The sequence below is a fragment of the Pedobacter frigidisoli genome, assembly GCF_032678525.1.
In the GTDB taxonomy this organism is placed as follows: Bacteria; Bacteroidota; Bacteroidia; order Sphingobacteriales; family Sphingobacteriaceae; genus Pedobacter; species Pedobacter frigidisoli_A.
In genome coordinates this window covers 225176-241721 of record NZ_JAVTSE010000004.1, presented here as the reverse complement: position 1 = coordinate 241721, position 16546 = coordinate 225176, and the positions used below count along the sequence as shown (strand labels likewise).

At 39.9% G+C, this 16546-nt stretch carries 15 protein-coding genes; 5 read left to right on the top strand and 10 right to left on the bottom strand.

The window, feature by feature from the left end:
• Nucleotides 1-19: 19 nt before the first annotated feature.
• Nucleotides 20-1600 (bottom strand): hydroxymethylbilane synthase, encoded by a 1581-nt coding sequence (gene hemC, locus R2Q80_RS12925; RefSeq protein WP_316800002.1) that lies wholly within the window; start codon nt 1598-1600, stop codon nt 20-22.
• 315 nt (nt 1601-1915) lie between these two features.
• Nucleotides 1916-3142, bottom strand: a complete 1227-nt coding sequence (gene hemA / locus R2Q80_RS12920; RefSeq protein ID WP_047798656.1) for a glutamyl-tRNA reductase — start codon at nt 3140-3142, stop codon at nt 1916-1918.
• 229 nt (nt 3143-3371) lie between these two features.
• On the opposite strand from hemA, the gene R2Q80_RS12915 reads away from it, so the two are divergent.
• On the top strand, nt 3372-4196 hold the full coding sequence (locus R2Q80_RS12915; RefSeq protein ID WP_316800001.1) for an alpha/beta hydrolase: 825 nt from the start codon (nt 3372-3374) through the stop codon (nt 4194-4196).
• A 36-nt stretch (nt 4197-4232) separates the two neighbouring features.
• On the opposite strand, the gene R2Q80_RS12910 is transcribed toward R2Q80_RS12915, so the two are convergent.
• The 6 genes from R2Q80_RS12910 to R2Q80_RS12885 form a co-directional block, all read right to left on the bottom strand.
• Complete coding sequence (locus R2Q80_RS12910; RefSeq protein WP_316800000.1) at nt 4233-5504, bottom strand: mechanosensitive ion channel family protein; 1272 nt, start codon at nt 5502-5504, stop codon at nt 4233-4235.
• Between the two features lie 12 nt (nt 5505-5516).
• Nucleotides 5517-7499 carry a (E)-4-hydroxy-3-methylbut-2-enyl-diphosphate synthase gene (gene ispG, locus R2Q80_RS12905; RefSeq protein WP_316799999.1) on the bottom strand — a complete coding sequence of 661 codons (1983 nt, stop codon included), beginning with the start codon at nt 7497-7499 and terminating at the stop codon, nt 5517-5519.
• Between the two features lie 65 nt (nt 7500-7564).
• Entirely contained in the window at nt 7565-8185 is a 621-nt protein-coding gene (locus R2Q80_RS12900) for an RDD family protein (RefSeq protein ID WP_316799998.1), read from the bottom strand.
• Between the two features lie 10 nt (nt 8186-8195).
• Complete coding sequence (locus R2Q80_RS12895; RefSeq protein ID WP_316799997.1) at nt 8196-9161, bottom strand: LiaF transmembrane domain-containing protein; 966 nt, start codon at nt 9159-9161, stop codon at nt 8196-8198.
• 6 nt (nt 9162-9167) lie between these two features.
• Complete coding sequence (locus R2Q80_RS12890; RefSeq protein ID WP_316799996.1) at nt 9168-9848, bottom strand: PspC domain-containing protein; 681 nt, start codon at nt 9846-9848, stop codon at nt 9168-9170.
• A gap of 22 nt (nt 9849-9870) precedes the next feature.
• Entirely contained in the window at nt 9871-10560 is a 690-nt protein-coding gene (locus R2Q80_RS12885) for an SDR family oxidoreductase (RefSeq protein ID WP_316799995.1), read from the bottom strand.
• Nucleotides 10561-10705: 145 nt separating this feature from the next.
• Between R2Q80_RS12885 and R2Q80_RS12880 the strand changes: the two genes are divergently transcribed.
• From R2Q80_RS12880 to R2Q80_RS12865, 4 genes are all read left to right on the top strand, one after another.
• Nucleotides 10706-11440 carry an ABC transporter permease gene (locus R2Q80_RS12880; protein ID WP_316799994.1) on the top strand — a complete coding sequence of 245 codons (735 nt, stop codon included), beginning with the start codon at nt 10706-10708 and terminating at the stop codon, nt 11438-11440.
• Entirely contained in the window at nt 11440-12192 is a 753-nt protein-coding gene (locus R2Q80_RS12875) for an ABC transporter ATP-binding protein (RefSeq protein ID WP_316799993.1), read from the top strand. Before R2Q80_RS12880 ends, R2Q80_RS12875 begins: the two co-directional genes overlap by 1 nt.
• 36 nt (nt 12193-12228) lie before the next feature.
• Nucleotides 12229-13110 carry a class I SAM-dependent methyltransferase gene (locus R2Q80_RS12870; RefSeq protein WP_316799992.1) on the top strand — a complete coding sequence of 294 codons (882 nt, stop codon included), beginning with the start codon at nt 12229-12231 and terminating at the stop codon, nt 13108-13110.
• A gap of 97 nt (nt 13111-13207) precedes the next feature.
• Complete coding sequence (locus R2Q80_RS12865; RefSeq protein ID WP_316799991.1) at nt 13208-14257, top strand: hypothetical protein; 1050 nt, start codon at nt 13208-13210, stop codon at nt 14255-14257.
• Between the two features lie 424 nt (nt 14258-14681).
• Here R2Q80_RS12865 and R2Q80_RS12860 read toward each other — a convergent pair whose 3' ends face one another.
• Together R2Q80_RS12860 and pnuC are read right to left on the bottom strand one after the other, a co-directional pair.
• A complete protein-coding gene (locus R2Q80_RS12860) occupies nt 14682-15767 on the bottom strand; it encodes an acyl-CoA dehydrogenase family protein (protein ID WP_316799990.1) in 1086 nt (361 codons plus the stop codon).
• A 47-nt stretch (nt 15768-15814) separates the two neighbouring features.
• Nucleotides 15815-16438, bottom strand: coding sequence for a nicotinamide riboside transporter PnuC (pnuC, locus tag R2Q80_RS12855; RefSeq protein ID WP_316799989.1), 624 nt, complete (start codon nt 16436-16438; stop codon nt 15815-15817).
• Nucleotides 16439-16546: the final 108 nt, after the last annotated feature.

Here is a 16546-nt window from a genome sequence, read left to right as displayed (position 1 = left end):
AGCCTTTGAGGCATTACCTCTATTTCATATCTATTCCAAAAACAGCTTCTGCTAATCCAATCTCATCTGGCGAGTATGGAAGGGTGTATTTAACACCCATCTCGTCAAATTTCTTTCCGGTAGAATTACCTATAGCCACTACCTGTTGCCCGGGCTCCAGTAAATTATCGGCGAAATAAGCATCAACATTAGATGGACTGGTAAAAATCAGTACGTCTGCATAACTCTGATCTATGTTTTCTTCAATCACGGTTTCATAAATCGGCAAATCAATCACTTTTGCATCTGCTGGCAGGGATTTTTGAATAGACTGTAAAGAATCCTGCGCTCTTGGAAACAGTATATTCTTTCCTGAAACCAGTTTTGCGAAATCCTCGGCAACCTCTCTAATGTCGCCACTTGAACCAACAAAATCGGCGAAATGGTTGAATTTTCGTAAAGCATCTTCCGATCCCCGGCCCACCACACCAAATTGTGTTTTCTTAGGCAACTGAGGCTTCAGGTTAAAGAAATACTCCACACTGTTCCTGCTACTGAAGAAAATCCAATCGATATTCTTTAATATAAACTGATCTAAAACAGTCACGATGGGAAAAGTCCGGATCAATGAACGGCCCTCAATTTCTATATCATTATTTTCCAGGGCTTTGCGGAAATAACTATGTTCGCCAATTTCGCGGGAGATAAAAACCTTTGAAGGTTTTTTTCTATTCTTATCAAATTTGGCGACAATTTTTTCCGACAATCCATCGGTAGTTTCCGAACGCACAAATAAACGTTCCGGAAAATCTTCAGCCGTTTCAGCTTTGGAAGTCCACACTTCGAATAAACCATCTTCCTTTTTGCAGTAGCAACCTAATGGCATGTGGCAGCCACCTTCAAAAAGATTTAGCACTTTACGTTCCACACCAACTTCCTCAGCGGTTGCCGGATCGTGGAGTTTTTGCAATGCCTCGAAAAGTTCATTATCATTTTCACGGATTTGAATAGCCAAAGCACCCTGAGCAGGTGCAGGAACAAATTCGGTAGGTTCGAGTTCTTCTACATGAAATTCGCTCACATCTAAACCTAACCGCTTGATACCTGCCTTTGCTAACATGATCGCGTCGTAATCCTCATCACGAAGTTTCTGAATACGGGTGGGAACATTACCCCGCAAATCTTCTATTTCAAGATCGGACCGTAAACCTAATAGCTGTGCTTTCCTTCTATTCGACGAGGTACCTACCATAGCCCCTTTTTTCAAAGAAAGCTTTTGCGAAACATCTACACAATCTTTCAAAATCAAAAGATATTCAGTAGCCTCCTCACGCGGAGGTATAGCGGCAATGGTTAACCCGGCAGGATGTGTAGTGGGTAAATCTTTTAGGCAATGTACAGCCAGATCAATTGTACCGCCAAGAAGTTCCTCTTCAAGTTCTTTTGTAAAAAAACCCTTTCCTTCCAATTTATCTAATCTTAAGTTCAGAATTTTGTCACCCTGAGTCTTTATGATTTTGATTTCCGATTCTATTCCGATTGCAGCCAACTCTGACTGAATATGATTTGCCTGCCATAAAGCAAGTTCGCTACCGCGTGTTCCGATGGTTAATTTCTTCACTATAAACTTTTAATGAGCTACAAATTTAAATTAAATAGTCCTTTATCCTATGAATTGTTTAAAAATGAGACAGTGAGGTTACAGATAAGATCATTATATGCAATTCCATGACACAGCTATGCAGATTCATTGAAATATCAAACCTTTATCCGATAACATAACCGGATTTCACAGACAAATTTGAAATTGATATTTTGAGAGAAGATACACTGTACAAGCAGAAAAAAAGCTGATTTAGTGTATAATAGAAAGTCAGAAAAAACGGATTTAAACCGACGTCTTTCAGGGCCCGAAGTGTGTGGATGTGGAAATAAATTAAGATTGATTAACCAGAATTTCTTTGGCCATAATCATTGGAACGCTGATACATTTTTTTTCCATGTAATTCATCACACGTTCTAAAACTTCCCGTGAAGCATCATCCATCTGACTTATTTCATCAGCAAATACGCCATTTAATGCTGTATTCTTGATTTCTTTAATTTTACGGGGCACTTCCTGCATAGCCAATTCAATGCGGCGTTGTTTTAAAACTGTAAAAAATTCAGCGATATTATTGCTAATGATATCTTCAGCATGCACAAGCTCGTTGTAGCGCTCCTGAATATTTTTACGGGCAACCTCTTTTAAAGATTCTACCTCGATGTAATGAACAGGATTATTATGAATTACCGCAGGGGCAACATCATTAGGAATAGCCAGATCTACAATTACTTTTTTGCCAGTATCGCCATTCAGCAATTTTGCATAAAGCGTCTCGCTGATAATGGCTTCGGTTGATCCTGTACAGGTGATGATTACATCAAAGCCCTCATCAAAATGTTCTAAAGCTTCTAAAGGATAGGCTTTACCATTCAACTCTTCAGCAAGTGTTTCTGCTTTGGAAAGCGTACGGTTGAAAATAGAAAAGTTTGAATATTTATGTTTATTCAGGTATTTGGCAATATTTTGATTGGTTTCACCTGCACCAATAATTAAGACACGTGAGTTACCACACATGTTCAGTTCTTTCAGCTTACGATAGGCCAGCGAAACTACAGAAACAGGATTTTTTGAAATGTTAGTGTGCGTATAAACTTCCTTCGCCGTTTTTACCACCCTATCCATAATCATGCGCATGTAGTCGCCAGTGAAACCAGCATCGCGGCAATTTTCATAGGCTCTGCGTATCTGAGCAAGGATTTCTTTTTCGCCAACAACCAGACTCTCTAAAGAGCACGATGTTCTCAACAAGTGATTAAAGGCCTCTTCATTCTCATATACGGTAACGTTATCTAGAAAACGCTCCATAAACTCAGGAGGCAAACCCATATCCAGAACAGTGAGGAATTTCGTTACGAATTCTTTGTTTGTTTTTTCTTTAGTCAGAAAAACAAACTCTACCCGGTTACAGGTACCGATATAAAAAATTTCGCTAACAGGAAGTTCAGCTTGTATATTTTTCAATCTGCTGTCTAAACTCTGGTCACAAATAACTAACTTCCCTAAAGACTTCAGGTCGATGTGGTGATGCGTAAAAGCTATTACTTTTAAATATTCCAAGTGCTTCCGTTATTAACTATTATCGGGATACAAAAGTAATACGGTTGGTGCATGTCACCGTCATTAATCTGTAATTTACATTAATTTAGAACGGTTTTAAATAGAAGCTTAACCCTGACAGTGGCATAGTCAATGATGCAATAAAGATTCAAAAAGCTGAGCTACTCACACGAATACAATAACAAAATCACCTTTATTAGGTTTATATGATATATCAATTCCTTAAACTATGATTACACAAAATGATTTTAGCCTTAGCGGTTCAGATGGAAAGTTAATCATCGGCGACATTACTTTCGACGATAAAAACCCAAATACACCAATTGTGCTCTTCATTCACGGCTTCAAAGGTTTTAAAGATTGGGGTGCCCATAACCTGGTTGCACGGTATTTTGCGGCCAACGGCTATCGTTATCTTAAATTCAATTTATCACACAGCGGCGTTTCTGCTGAGCATCCGGCAGATGTTACAGATTTAGAAAGTTTTGCCAATAACACCGTATCAAAGGAACTTTTCGACGTGAATGCGGTTCTGGATTTCATCGAAAAAGCGTATGGAAAAGAGGCCGAAGTTAATTTAATCGGACACAGCCGCGGGGGCGGCTTAGCTATAATTGAGGCATCAAACAATGTGCGAATTAAAAAATTAATTACCTGGAGTGCCATATCCGCCTTTGATAGTCTTTGGAAAAAAGAGCAAGAGGCAGATTGGAAAAAAAATGGGAAAATCTTTGTAACCAATGCAAGAACGAAAGAACAAATGCCTTTAAATGTTGCATTACTTGAAGACTTTGAGAAGAATAACGAAGTACTAAATATCATGGAGGCCGCTAAACGAATCAGCATTCCCTGGTTAATTGTACAGGGCGACGATGATGTTAACGTTCCTTTCGAAAATGCACAAAAACTGGCAGATGCCAACCCAAATAGCAAGCTTGTAAAAATTGAAGGGGCAAATCATGTGTACGGTGCATCACATCCTTATAAAAGCGAAACCTTGCCGCCACTGTTATTTAAAGTATGTGAAAAGGTCTTGATTTTTTTTAATGAGTAAAATGTCCATTAAAAAGGGAATTGCAGATCATGAAACTTAGTTCCCACCTCTTACAAATCCACGCATATCACTTCCGCTCGGACTTTGAAAAATTTCCAGGTCGAAATATGGAACAGCAGCAAGTAGATGGTCAAAAATGTCAGCAGCAACCTCTTCAAATTTTTTCAGCCCTTTTTCTTTAGAGAATACGTAAATTTCTATTGGAAGTCCGTTTTCTGTTGCTTGTAACTGGCGAACCATAAAAGTGAGGTCGGTATTGATATAAGGATTACTTTGGAGGTATTTTTCTGCGTATACACGAAAGGTGCCGATATTAGTCATATGCCTCCCATTTACCAGGTTTGATGGATCGACCGTGTTTTCCTTATTATATAATTCGATGTGTTGCTGGGTTTCGCTCAGATATTCCTTTAAAAAATCAATGGTTTTTAAACGGTCAATAAGCTCATCATCGCAAAACTTAATGCTGGAAATTTTAATGTTGATATGTCGCTTTATCCTTCTCCCCTCACTTTCTTCCATTGCCCGCCAGTTCTTAAACGACTCACTAACAATAGCATAACTTGGTACAATGGTTACAGTTTTGTCCCAATTCCTCACCTTAATAGTGGTTAAATTTATCTCTGTTACCTCCCCGTCAGCACCATATTTTTCAACTGTAATCCAGTCGCCCACCCGAACCAGATCAATAGCGCTCATCTGCACTGAAGCGACGAAACCTAAGATCGGATCGCGAAAAACAAGGATAAAAACTGCAGTAACAGCTCCAAAACCTCCAAAAATGTAAAGAGGTGATTCGTTCAGGATAATCGAAAGAATCAGAACAAATCCTAATATATAAATGATAATTTTTGCAACCTGCTTATAACTTCTAACAGGCTTATCTGCGTATTTCCTGGAGGACTCCATGATGGAAACCAAAGCATTCAGGAAAGCATTTATGGCGAACATAATTGCTAAAACCACGTAAATCCTGGAGATAATTAACGCGTAAAACAGCCAGTTTTTGAAGTCCACAAATACATAGGGAACTGCGTTATAAATAATATAGGCACCGAAAATAAGTGCAAATGCCCTGAACACCCTAAATTCAAACAAGGCATTTTGCCAGTCAGGTTTAGTCTTCGCGCTTTTAACAGCTGCAATAAACGCCTGTCTGGTAACGAAAATTGTTACGAACAAAAATAGTGTTACCCCAATAAATCCCAGCAAAAAATAGGAATACACCAGCTCTCCGCCCGTTAGCCCTTGCTCTGTTAATAAGCGGCGTAATTCACTAAATATTATTGGAAATTGCAGGATTTTCATGAAGGAATGTTTTTAAGCTTTTTCCACCCAATTACCATCATCCTTGATAATATTAATCAACTCATCCAAAGCAAAGGCAGTAGTTACATTTTTTTTAACCACTTCCTGTCCGCGGTAAAGTGTAATCTTATCAGGTCCGGTACCCACATAGCCATAATCCGCATCCGCCATTTCGCCCGGACCATTAACAATACAGCCCATTATCCCGATTTTAAGACCTTTTAAATGATCAGTCCGTGAGCGGATAAGTTGGGTAGTTTCCTGCAAATCAAAGAGCGTTCTTCCACAACTAGGACAGGAAATATATTCTGTTTTACTGATTCTTGTTCTTGTGGCCTGTAAAATACCAAAGCTGGTAGAATTAATCAGCGACAAATCATGTCCACGGGCATCTATCCATATTCCATCTCCAAATCCGTCGGTAAATAAAGCACCAAAATCTGTGGCAGCATACAATGTTAAAGTATCCGCATCAAGCCTATTATAGCTTCTTTTTATGATAACCGGAACTTGAATATTTCGTTCCTGCAGTGCTACAAAAAATGCCCTTTGCTCCGCCATTCCATGGAGTGCTGCAGTTTTAAGAATCAGGACAACATTAGTGAACTGATTAATTTTTAAGTCTTTTAACTTGCTGGCATCAATTTCAAGAAAGTTCAAAAACTCATCCTTCATATCCGTTTCGTTAAATTCCGCTAACGAAAACAACGGATGACAGTTTTTTTTGTCTTTTAATTTAAGCCAGGTTTTATAATTGTAAACCTGCTTCAGGTTTCCGGGAAAGGAAAATGAAGGCAGATGATCACCAAGAAATGCTAAATCACAAGCCTGATCAGAAAGATTATATTTATCCAGAACAGCGCTGTAATGGTAACCAATCGAACTTAGGAAATAGGGATCTTTAAGGTTTTCGCCAGAAACATCAATCATCACCGAAGGATGATGGTGCCCGCCTATGTGCTGAACAGCTTCAGTAATCCTTCGCGAGTAAGCATATGGAGAATAAGTTTTAACAGATGAGGCGAGCGGTAAACCTGATGAGGTAAAACCAGATTCCTGGATTAATGCCTCAGGTGCTGCTTTCCTAATAGAATATCTGTCTGCAAGTGCTTTGGCTACCGGTGCTTCAAATTCAGGATCTTCAGTTAAAGAAACACGTATGGTATCGCCCAATCCGTCTTCCAGCAAAGTACCGATGCCAACAGCTGACTTAATCCTTCCATCTTCCCCATCTCCGGCCTCAGTTACCCCCAGGTGCAGAGGGTAATTCATTCCTTCTTTCATCATGGTTTCAACCAGCAGACGATAAGCCTGTACCATCACCTGAGTATTACTGGCTTTCATGGAAATGACCAGGTTATAGTAATTCTCTGCTTCGCACATCCGGATGAACTCCATTGCAGATTCAACCATCCCACGTGGCGTATCTCCATAATGACTCATGATCCGGTCAGAGAGCGAACCATGATTGGTTCCGATACGCATAGCCGTACCGTATTCCTTACAGATCTTAATTAGCGGAATAAACTTTTTGTTAATCCGCTCAAGCTCGGCGCTATAGGCATCCTGTGTGTATTCCAGGTTTTCGAATTTCTTTTTATCGGCATAGTTACCGGGATTTACACGTACCTTTTCAACAATCCTTGCAGCCATTTCAGCAGCATTAGGCGTAAAATGTATATCGGCAATCAGCGGAACATCATACCCACGGTAGCCCAGTTCTTTTTTAATATTGGCTAAATTTTCTGCCTCCTTAATGCTCGGAGCAGTAATCCGTACATATTCACAGCCCGATTCAACCATGCGGATGGTCTGCTCTACTGTGCCAATGGTATCCATCGTATCAGTGGTAGTCATCGATTGAATACGTATCGGATTATGACCGCCTAAGGCAATATCACCAATTTTTACCTCACGGGTTAAAAACCTCGAATACTGCGTTAAACTATTACAATATCCACCACCTAATTCATGCTGTGCCAATATATTTTCCATGCAATTGCAAAGATATAGATAGAATTTCGAATGAGAGAATTTTGAAGGAGAGAATGCCCAAAAAGCTATATCAACCTGTCTTTTACAACTAAGGTCTCAGCAGCTATGTCGTGCCAGCACTGGTTTTTCTTATTTAGAAAACAATATAAATAACCAAAGAAAAGAGGTAGTACGGAAAACATCCGGCAGAGATTTCTGGCAAGAGATTTACCAAATGAAATCCTGCTTCCTTCAAGGTCAGTAACCTTAATACTCAATATTCTTTTTCCGAGAGTGCCTTGTCTTAATGATGATTCGGCAAAAATGCTGTATATAATCTTTACAATGAATATCATCGGGAAAGGGGTTGTAACAGCCATTATCCTTTGATCTTTGCCCTCAATAAAAATAAAGCTGATCAGAATAATGACGATATAGATTCCAAAGATCATGAAGTGATCAATTACCGAAGCAAGCAGTCGCTGGTCAAATGAAGCAAAATACTGGGGTGCGGTTTTCTGGAAAGTAAAACCCAGAAGCTCACGCAATTCTTCCATTGCATGAGCTTCTTTATAATCATCCATACCTGGTTTGCGTATAAATGTATTTGGTTTTATGTTTAAATCTTTAAGTTCAGTTAAACTGTAAGGACCTTCTGGCTTACCGTTAACCACAATGGTGTATTGATCAGGATTTGTAGGATTCAAGGATTGTGATTTAATATCTGCTTACCTCAAAGTTACTTAATCCACCGTCTAAATTGATAAAGATTTTTTTAGTTGATGTTTTATAGTTTGACGTCTCGTATACACCTTCACTCAGCTTTTCAAATCCTTCAAAGTCTTTTGCAGATAATCCTGTTTTGGTTTTGATCCTGCAACCAGAACTTTCAGGGATTTTAATTTCGACATTCGCAACACCTGATTTTACAACCACATCAGTAATCGGTAACAAGTCTCCGAATTTGATATCCAAAGCAGCTGCGCCGCCATCAAAACGGAAGGTACGCACTTTATAATCACTGAAATCGAAATTTGCCTCACCTGCTCCTAATTTCATCAAAATATCCCAGTTCGCATTTTTGTTCAGCTTAAAACCCACATCATTGCCGTTATCGCCAAACTTCCATTTACTTTTACGATCGTCCATACTGAAGGTAAGCACAGTTGCAGAATCAGTCACCAATTTCTTCAAAGAGAAATTACCATGACGTTTCTTCACATCAGCATTGATTAAAGATGATGTTTCACCATCCAGGTTGAATGAAAGTCCGCCTCCGGAGATATTTAAAACTGTTTTCTTAGCACTGTCAGCAGCAACCAACGGCTCAGATAAATTCAACATATTAAATGCCGTATCCTGATCGTCGTTATGATCATTATCAACGTTAACATCTATATCTTTTTTGAAATTATTACCCCACCAGTTTCCTCTTTGAGGCTCTTGCTGACCTTTAAAAAACAAGAATGAAAGAGCAAGCACCAAAACGGCTATGGAAATGATGCTCCCGGTTTGCGAATTATTCCGGTTAAACAAAATATTCAAACCACCTATAATCAAAAATATCGGCCAGAATCCCCAAACATTACGCCAGTAAAAATCAATGATTCCAAAGTTTTCCAAAAGGAGTACACCGCCAATAAAAAGCAATATAATACCCCATATTAATCTGTCTAATTTCATATATAGTTACGATTGAGGGTTTGTTGATGTAGAATTATTTTCTTCAGGCTGTTTTTCTTCCACTATTACCGTTTCAGAAAAATCAGCGGCTTTTTTGTCTTTTTCCTGGTTTTGCTGATTCTGAAAGTTAGCCCAGTCGTTTTTTCTTTTTGATTTCGCGATAATACTGATTCCCAATGCAATGAAAACCATTGGCCACATAAACTTAAAGAAATTCCGGAAGGTAAACCAGTCAGGAATGAAATCCAGCTGATGCATCAGAAAAAAACAGCCCATTACCAGCATCAGTAAGCCGGCCACCGTTCTTCCTGTGTCATTTGGTTTATTAAATTTACTGAACTCCGGCTGTGTTTCGAAGGGTTTCTTTTGCTCTTCATTCACTGGTTGAGTCCAGTTCGTATTTCCTGCGCCAACCGGGCCGGTGAAAGGATTCGACGCATCAAATGGCGCTGCGTTTTTATTGAAATAATCATTAAATTTTGAGAATCGCCGTGTAGGGTCGTTATTTACCGGAACAACAATCCATAAAATAATATAGGCAACAATGCCTGTCCCGAAGAGAAAAAACACAGACAGTGCGAAAAGTAGCCTTACGATGGTAACTTCAACCTGCAGATATTCAGCAAGTCCAGAAGCTACCCCTGCAACCATCTTATCGTGTTCATTTCTAAAAAGCTTCTTTTCCATAACGTTACTTTTAAATGTAAACTTAAAAATCAAGCGGCGTCATTAAAACCTCATCCACATTTACGCCAGCACTCAGCTGTAAAATGGTGTAAAGTATTTCTGCAATGTCATCAGGCTGCACAAACTTCTCATCAGGAATCGTAGTTCCCTCCCACGACGATGTTTTTGTAGAACCTGGCAAAAAAGCGGTAACCTTTACCTGGTGTGGCGCTAATTCCTGCCGCAATACATGATTAAGACTTAACATCGCTGCTTTTGTTACACTGTAACTCCCGCCATTTTTTACGGGCGCATTACTGGCTACCGAACAAATGTTAAAAATGTGCCCCTTGCGCATTGAGCGCATCTTTTTACCGAAAAACTTGCTGATATAATAGGAAGCATTCACATTCAGGTGTTGCTGCATTTCGAATGCATCATCCGCTTCGTCCAATAAAGTTCCCGGTAAAAACGTGCCCACATTATTCACCAGTACATCAGCAAAACCGGCGTTTTTTTCCATCTGATCTAAGAAATGATATACCTCCTGTTTATCCGAAAAATCTACCCGATAAACATCTATTACCCTTCCAGGGGTAATTAATCCGGCGCGCATTTCGTCCAGATCATCCAGGTTCCTTGCCGCAATGATTAGATCATAGCCATTTTCGTAAAGTTTGATAGCAATTGCCTTACCAATTCCTTTAGTAGCACCCGTAATTACAGCTTTCATTTTTTATGGATTAATATTTGTTAACAAAAAACCATATTTAAAATCAAAACCACGAATAATTTTGGAATTATCAAAGAGCAACAACTTTTTTATCGTTTCTTTGTAGTATCATATATGTTCATTTAAATTAAGCAACACATAAAGAATGAATTTTACCAATTTCGGCAGATACATCCTGCTTCTAAAATCTGTATTTAGAAGGCCGGAAAAACTAAAAATATACTTAAAGGAAATAGCCAAGCAAATGGATTACGTTGGTGTTGGCTCTTTAGGCTTAATTGCAATCATCTCTACATTTATCGGGGCGGTAATGACTTTGCAAATTGCATTTCAGCTGGTAAGCGACTTTATCCCCAAAACTATTATTGGTTCTGTAAACCGTGATTCAAGTATTCTGGAGCTGAGTCCAACCATCAGTGCAATTGTTCTGGCAGGTAAAATTGGCTCGGCGATTTCTTCAGAAATAGGCTCTATGCGGGTTACTGAGCAAATTGATGCATTGGAAATCATGGGAATTAATGCCCCGGGATATCTGATTCTTCCAAAAATTATCTCAGGAATCACAATGGTACCGATGCTCGTAATCATTTCTATGTTTTTGAGTATTTCAGGTGGCTACATTGGTGGTTCTATTTCAGGGGCAGTAACCCCTGCTGAATATCTTCAGGGTATAACCACGGATTTCAATCCTTACACTATCGTGGTTGCGCTTGTGAAAGCTTTCGTGTTCGGATTTATCATTACCTCTGTTCCTGCCTACGAGGGCTTCTATGTAAGAGGAGGCGCTTTGGAGGTGTCTCAGGCAAGTACAAGGGCCGTTGTAATCAGCTGTATTTCCATTCTGGTTTGCGATTATTTAGTTACCCAATTGTTATTATAATGATCGAAGTTAAAGATATATACAAATCATTCTCCGGTAACGATGTACTAAAAGGCATTTCCGGAAAATTTGAGGAGGGCGTGACCAATCTGATCATTGGCGGATCAGGATCAGGAAAAACCACCCTGCTAAAATGCATGGTAGGCTTGCACCAACCCGATTCAGGCTCGGTACTTTACGACGGACGCGATTTCACTCCAATGACTTACGAAGAGCGTATTGAAGTTCGTAAAGAAATCGGGATGCTTTTTCAGGGATCGGCATTGTTTGATAGTATGACGGTTGAGGACAACATCATGTTCCCTTTAAATATGTTTACCGACCAAAGCCGGAAGGAAAAAATTGAACGGGTTAACTTCTGTCTGGAACGGGTTAATCTGGCAGGGAAAAACAAACTATTTCCAGCTGAACTTTCAGGTGGTATGAAAAAACGTGTGGGTATAGCACGTGCCATTTCTATGAATCCCAAATATTTGTTTTGTGATGAACCCAATTCTGGTTTAGATCCTAAAACATCCATTGTGATTGATGAACTGATCCAGGAGATTACTGAAGAGTTTAAAACCACCACAATAGTGGTAACCCACGATATGAATTCGGTAATGGGCATTGGGGATTATATTTTATTCCTGCATGAAGGAAAGAAATTCTGGGAAGGCAGCAACAAAGAAATCGCACATACCGACATTCAGGAGCTTAACGATTTTGTTTTCGCAAGTCGGTTTATGAAAGCTGCAAAAGATAAGTTTTAAATAAGAATCCTCCTTGCGAGGCACACAAATGAATACATGATACAATTACTTGCCCCAACCCATTGGAAAGATTATGAACTGATTGATTGCGGGGATTTTGAAAAATTAGAACGATTTGGAAATGTGATCCTGATCCGTCCTGAACCTCAGGCGGTATGGAAGAAAACATTATCAGAGCAGGAGTGGAAAAAAACAGCCAACATCACCTTCCGGGGTCGCTCAGCTACATCTGGCGAATGGGTAAAGAAAAACCCGGCAACGCCCGACCGCTGGCATGTGGAATATAAAAATGATGATGTTTCCATCAAACTTCGCCTGGGTTTAACTTCATTTAAGCATGTGGGCGTTTTCCCGGAACAGGCGGTTAACTGGGATTATATATCATCGTCCATTAAAAAATTTAAAACTCCACAGCCTAAAGTACTCAATCTTTTTGCTTATACCGGTGCAGCATCTATGGTTGCCAATGCTGCCGGTGCTGATACCACCCACGTTGATTCGATTAAGCAAGTAGTGACCTGGGCTAATGAAAACCAGGAACTTTCTGGGCTGAAAGACACCCGCTGGATGGTAGAAGATGCTTTAAAGTTCGTAAAAAAAGAACTTAAGCGTGGTAAAAAATACAATGGAATCATCCTCGATCCGCCGGCATATGGCCATGGCCCTAACGGTGAGAAATGGAAACTGGAAGATCATATCCAGGAAATGATGCAGGATGTTGTTCAATTACTGGATGAGAAGGAACACTTTCTGATCCTAAATACCTATTCACTTGGCTTTTCTTCTGTGATCGTGGAGAATCTGATTCGCACGTCATTCCCGGGTGTTAAGAATTTAGAAACCGGTGAATTGTATTTACAGGCTACCGCTGGTATCAAATTGCCCTTAGGCGTATTTGGAAAATTCTGTAATGTGTAAATGTTGATTACTTTTTTTAAAACTATACCATTTACCCCCTATTTTCATACTCATCAGATCCGGAACACTTTATAAAATTTAATTCTATAATATATCTATGAAATTCCCTCAATTAGCAGGTACCCTTATATTGGGTTTTGCCGCCATCAGCCTGTTTGCCAACTGTAACTCCGACGGTAAGGGCAGTAACGGCGTAAGCAAAATCTTCTCATCAGACACAACTAAAAAGAAAACAGATTCAACAGTGAATGTAATGAAGCCTGTTGATCCGAAATTATATGATTCGCTGACAAAAAAACTTGCCAATGGCGATACTACCGGTAAATGGCCGGTAAAAAACCAGCCATATCCTTTAGCGGGTGCAATTTTACCATTTAAACGTATCGTGGTATACTATGGAAACCTTCACTCCAAAAAAATGGGGGCTTTAGGCGAATATGCACCTAAGGAAATGTGGCAGCGTTTGAATGCAGAGGTTAAACATTGGGAAAAGGCCGATCCTTCTACACCTGTACAGCCAGGTTTACATTATATTGCTGCAGTGGCCAGCGGAACTCCTGGCAAAGATGGCAAGTACATTAACCGCATGGGAAACAAGCAGATTGATTCGGTATTGAAAATTGCGAAAATGCAACCAAACACAATTGTGTTTCTCGACCTTCAGGTTGCACTAAGCACGATTAAAGCTGAGCTTCCTCACATTGAAAAATATCTTGAGCTACCTTATGTACATTTGGGTATTGATCCGGAATTCTCTATGAAAGACGGCTCTTTGCCAGGTAGAAAAATCGGGACATATGATGCAGCAGATGTAAACTACGTTACAGGATATTTAGCAGACATTGTTAAGAAGCATAACCTGCCTCCAAAAGTTTTTGTATTACACCGTTTTACAAAGAAAATGGTTACCAACTCTCCAAACATTAAGTTACGCCCTGAAGTACAGGTTGTTGTCCACATGGATGGATGGGGTGAACCAGAATTGAAAAAGGGTACCTATCGCCACTTTGTTTATGGTGAGCCCGTTCAGTTTACAGGCTTCAAGCTATTTTACAAGAATGACCTGAAGAAAGCACCAAATAAATTGCTAACTCCCGAGGAGCTACTTAAGCTTACTCCAAAACCGATATATATTCAGTATCAGTAGCCTATTAAACAGGGTGTCTTCGGGCACCCTGTTTGTTTATAAAATCATCTGAATGCCTTGTTGGCTGAAATAAACAAATTTACCCTTCATTTATTTCGTTGAGACATTTCTTCGGGTGCTGTTCGGGAAGTGTTCGGGAAGTGTTCGGGAAAACACCCCATTTCTTCGGGAAGTGTTCGGGAAGCGTTCGGGAAGCGTTCGGGAAAGCTTCGTCTCCTGATCGGGATTTCTCCCGGAAAAGTTCGTATAAACATCGCCTCAAATTCGGGAAGTGTTTGGCTTTTCTTTGGGTAAAAGCCGAACAACAGACGAGCCCATCCCGTACATTACCCAAACTTTTCTAAACGTTGTCTCGGATTTGTCTTTACCGAAACGCGATCAACTAACAAAACCTATACGGTGCATTTCATAGTAAACGCAATTATTATTCAAATGTTAGTAGCGCATGCTGACTTGCAGTATGGATATCCCTCCAGACCCGGTTAATTTCTGTTTCTTTTCTGGCGGCTTCAAGACCACAAAAAGGAAATAAAAAATCGCAGGCGCTTCTACAGCCATGCGCAAGCTTTCGGCTTGAGCGGCTCACTTCGTCCAGACTGGATGCCGATATCGATTTACCAGACACCAACTGTTCCCAGGAATCGTCGAAAGACCGGTAGAATGCTTTTTTCAGTTCCTTTACTTCGCTCTTGCACCGATTCAACTCCTTTTCGAAATATCTGATCTGCTCCTCGTTATATCTTTTTAATCCTGACCTGGAGAAGAATGACTGCTCCACCAACCTGATAAAGTGATTGGACATGCCCAAACTATTTACAGCCAGTGTGGTTTCTGCCAGCTGTAGAAAAGGATAATCAAATCCCTCGCCGGCAACCTCGATGGTATTGTTTATTCTGAATGTACGGTTAAGGGGTACTTCCAGGTTACTTACTTCGAAGGCATGACTTCCAGTAGCGATTAATCCAAAATATGACCAGCCCGAAAGGATATTTACTTCATTTTTTTTCAAAATAAATGACATCACTTTCGGATTTCCATCTTCATAGAGTATATCGGTACCATCGGTGTTTTTAAGGCTGCAGTTTGCTGTAAATATGGTTGCATGCAACGCCCCGCTGGCATATTTCCAATGCCCGTTTATTAAATATCCGTTAGTGGTTTTAATCGCTGTTCCGCCTATTGCTCCGCTCCCTGCAAAGCATACCGCCCTATCAGCAAATACTTCTTTTGCCAGATCGGGGTTTAAAAAACCAGCAAACCAGGCGGCACCGGCACAAAGCGTAACCGTCCAGCCCAGACTACCATCGGCTTCCGCCAGCTCTTCTTCAAGGCGTAAAATTTCCGGGAGCTTTTTACCTGCCCCCCCATAAACTTCAGGAACAAAAAGCTTAAACCAGTTTTCCTGATAGGCGAGTTCTAAAATTTCCGGATGTAATTCGCCCATTTGTTCTGATTCTGAAGCAAACTGAGCTACAGTTTCCTGCCAGGTTTTTGTGATGGTGTTTTGCATATGATCATCTTATACCGCAGTGGTGCGGATTAAAAAGCTAAAAACCGTTAATTAAACTTTCGTAATTCTCTTTTACCTACAATCTTCTTCCAGTCTAAAAAGCCAAAAATGGCTACAATAAATAAAAATGTAGTCAGGCATGCCATTAGGGGAAGCTTTTTATGAAACAATAACGGGATGGCAACAATATTTGAAACATTCAGGAAAATCCAGTTTTCAATTTTACGTTTTGCAAGAAGCCACATACCAGCCCATGCGGTTGATGAAACGAAGGCATCCAGTAGTGGCACATCAGAATCAGTATGGTTTCTGAGTACAAAGTAGAATACAAAAAACCCTATAACTGAGATCAATACCGCAATCAGCAATTCATTATTTGTACTCCATGCTACCTGGTTTTCGCCGTCTAGCTTACGCTTCTTCCAGATCATCCAGCCGTAAACACTCATTACCAGATAATAGATACTCAATAACATCTCTGCATAAAGTTTTACATTTAGCAGCAAAAACATAGATAATAGAATAGAGATAATCCCGGTAGGATATAACCATATACTGTTTTTCTTTGCCAGTAAAACCTCAGAAACGCCGAAGCCAACCGCCAGCCATTCTACCAGTGAGGTATGCAGAATTTGTTCCTTAAAAAGCCCGAACCAATCTTGAAAATTCATTTACAATAAAAACCTTAAAGCCAATAAAAAATAATTGAAACCTGCTTTCAGGGCGAAACAGTATTGTAAATTTAACCTCTTCCCTCCGCCGGCATTATCCGGATCAGG

Bases quoted from the DNA above. Each gene is read 5' to 3' on its own strand.
- R2Q80_RS12915 (WP_316800001.1), top strand. From the start codon at position 3,372: ATGATTACACAAAATGATTTTAGCCTTAGCGGTTCAGATGGAAAGTTA.
- R2Q80_RS12910 (WP_316800000.1), bottom strand. From the start codon at position 5,504: ATGAAAATCCTGCAATTTCCAATAATATTTAGTGAATTACGCCGCTTA.
- ispG (WP_316799999.1), bottom strand. From the start codon at position 7,499: ATGGAAAATATATTGGCACAGCATGAATTAGGTGGTGGATATTGTAAT.
- R2Q80_RS12895 (WP_316799997.1), bottom strand. From the start codon at position 9,161: ATGAAATTAGACAGATTAATATGGGGTATTATATTGCTTTTTATTGGC.
- R2Q80_RS12890 (WP_316799996.1), bottom strand. From the start codon at position 9,848: ATGGAAAAGAAGCTTTTTAGAAATGAACACGATAAGATGGTTGCAGGG.
- R2Q80_RS12885 (WP_316799995.1), bottom strand. From the start codon at position 10,560: ATGAAAGCTGTAATTACGGGTGCTACTAAAGGAATTGGTAAGGCAATT.
- R2Q80_RS12880 (WP_316799994.1), top strand. From the start codon at position 10,706: ATGAATTTTACCAATTTCGGCAGATACATCCTGCTTCTAAAATCTGTA.
- R2Q80_RS12875 (WP_316799993.1), top strand. From the start codon at position 11,440: ATGATCGAAGTTAAAGATATATACAAATCATTCTCCGGTAACGATGTA.
- R2Q80_RS12870 (WP_316799992.1), top strand. From the start codon at position 12,229: ATGATACAATTACTTGCCCCAACCCATTGGAAAGATTATGAACTGATT.
- R2Q80_RS12865 (WP_316799991.1), top strand. From the start codon at position 13,208: ATGAAATTCCCTCAATTAGCAGGTACCCTTATATTGGGTTTTGCCGCC.
- R2Q80_RS12860 (WP_316799990.1), bottom strand. From the start codon at position 15,767: ATGCAAAACACCATCACAAAAACCTGGCAGGAAACTGTAGCTCAGTTT.
- pnuC (WP_316799989.1), bottom strand. From the start codon at position 16,438: ATGAATTTTCAAGATTGGTTCGGGCTTTTTAAGGAACAAATTCTGCAT.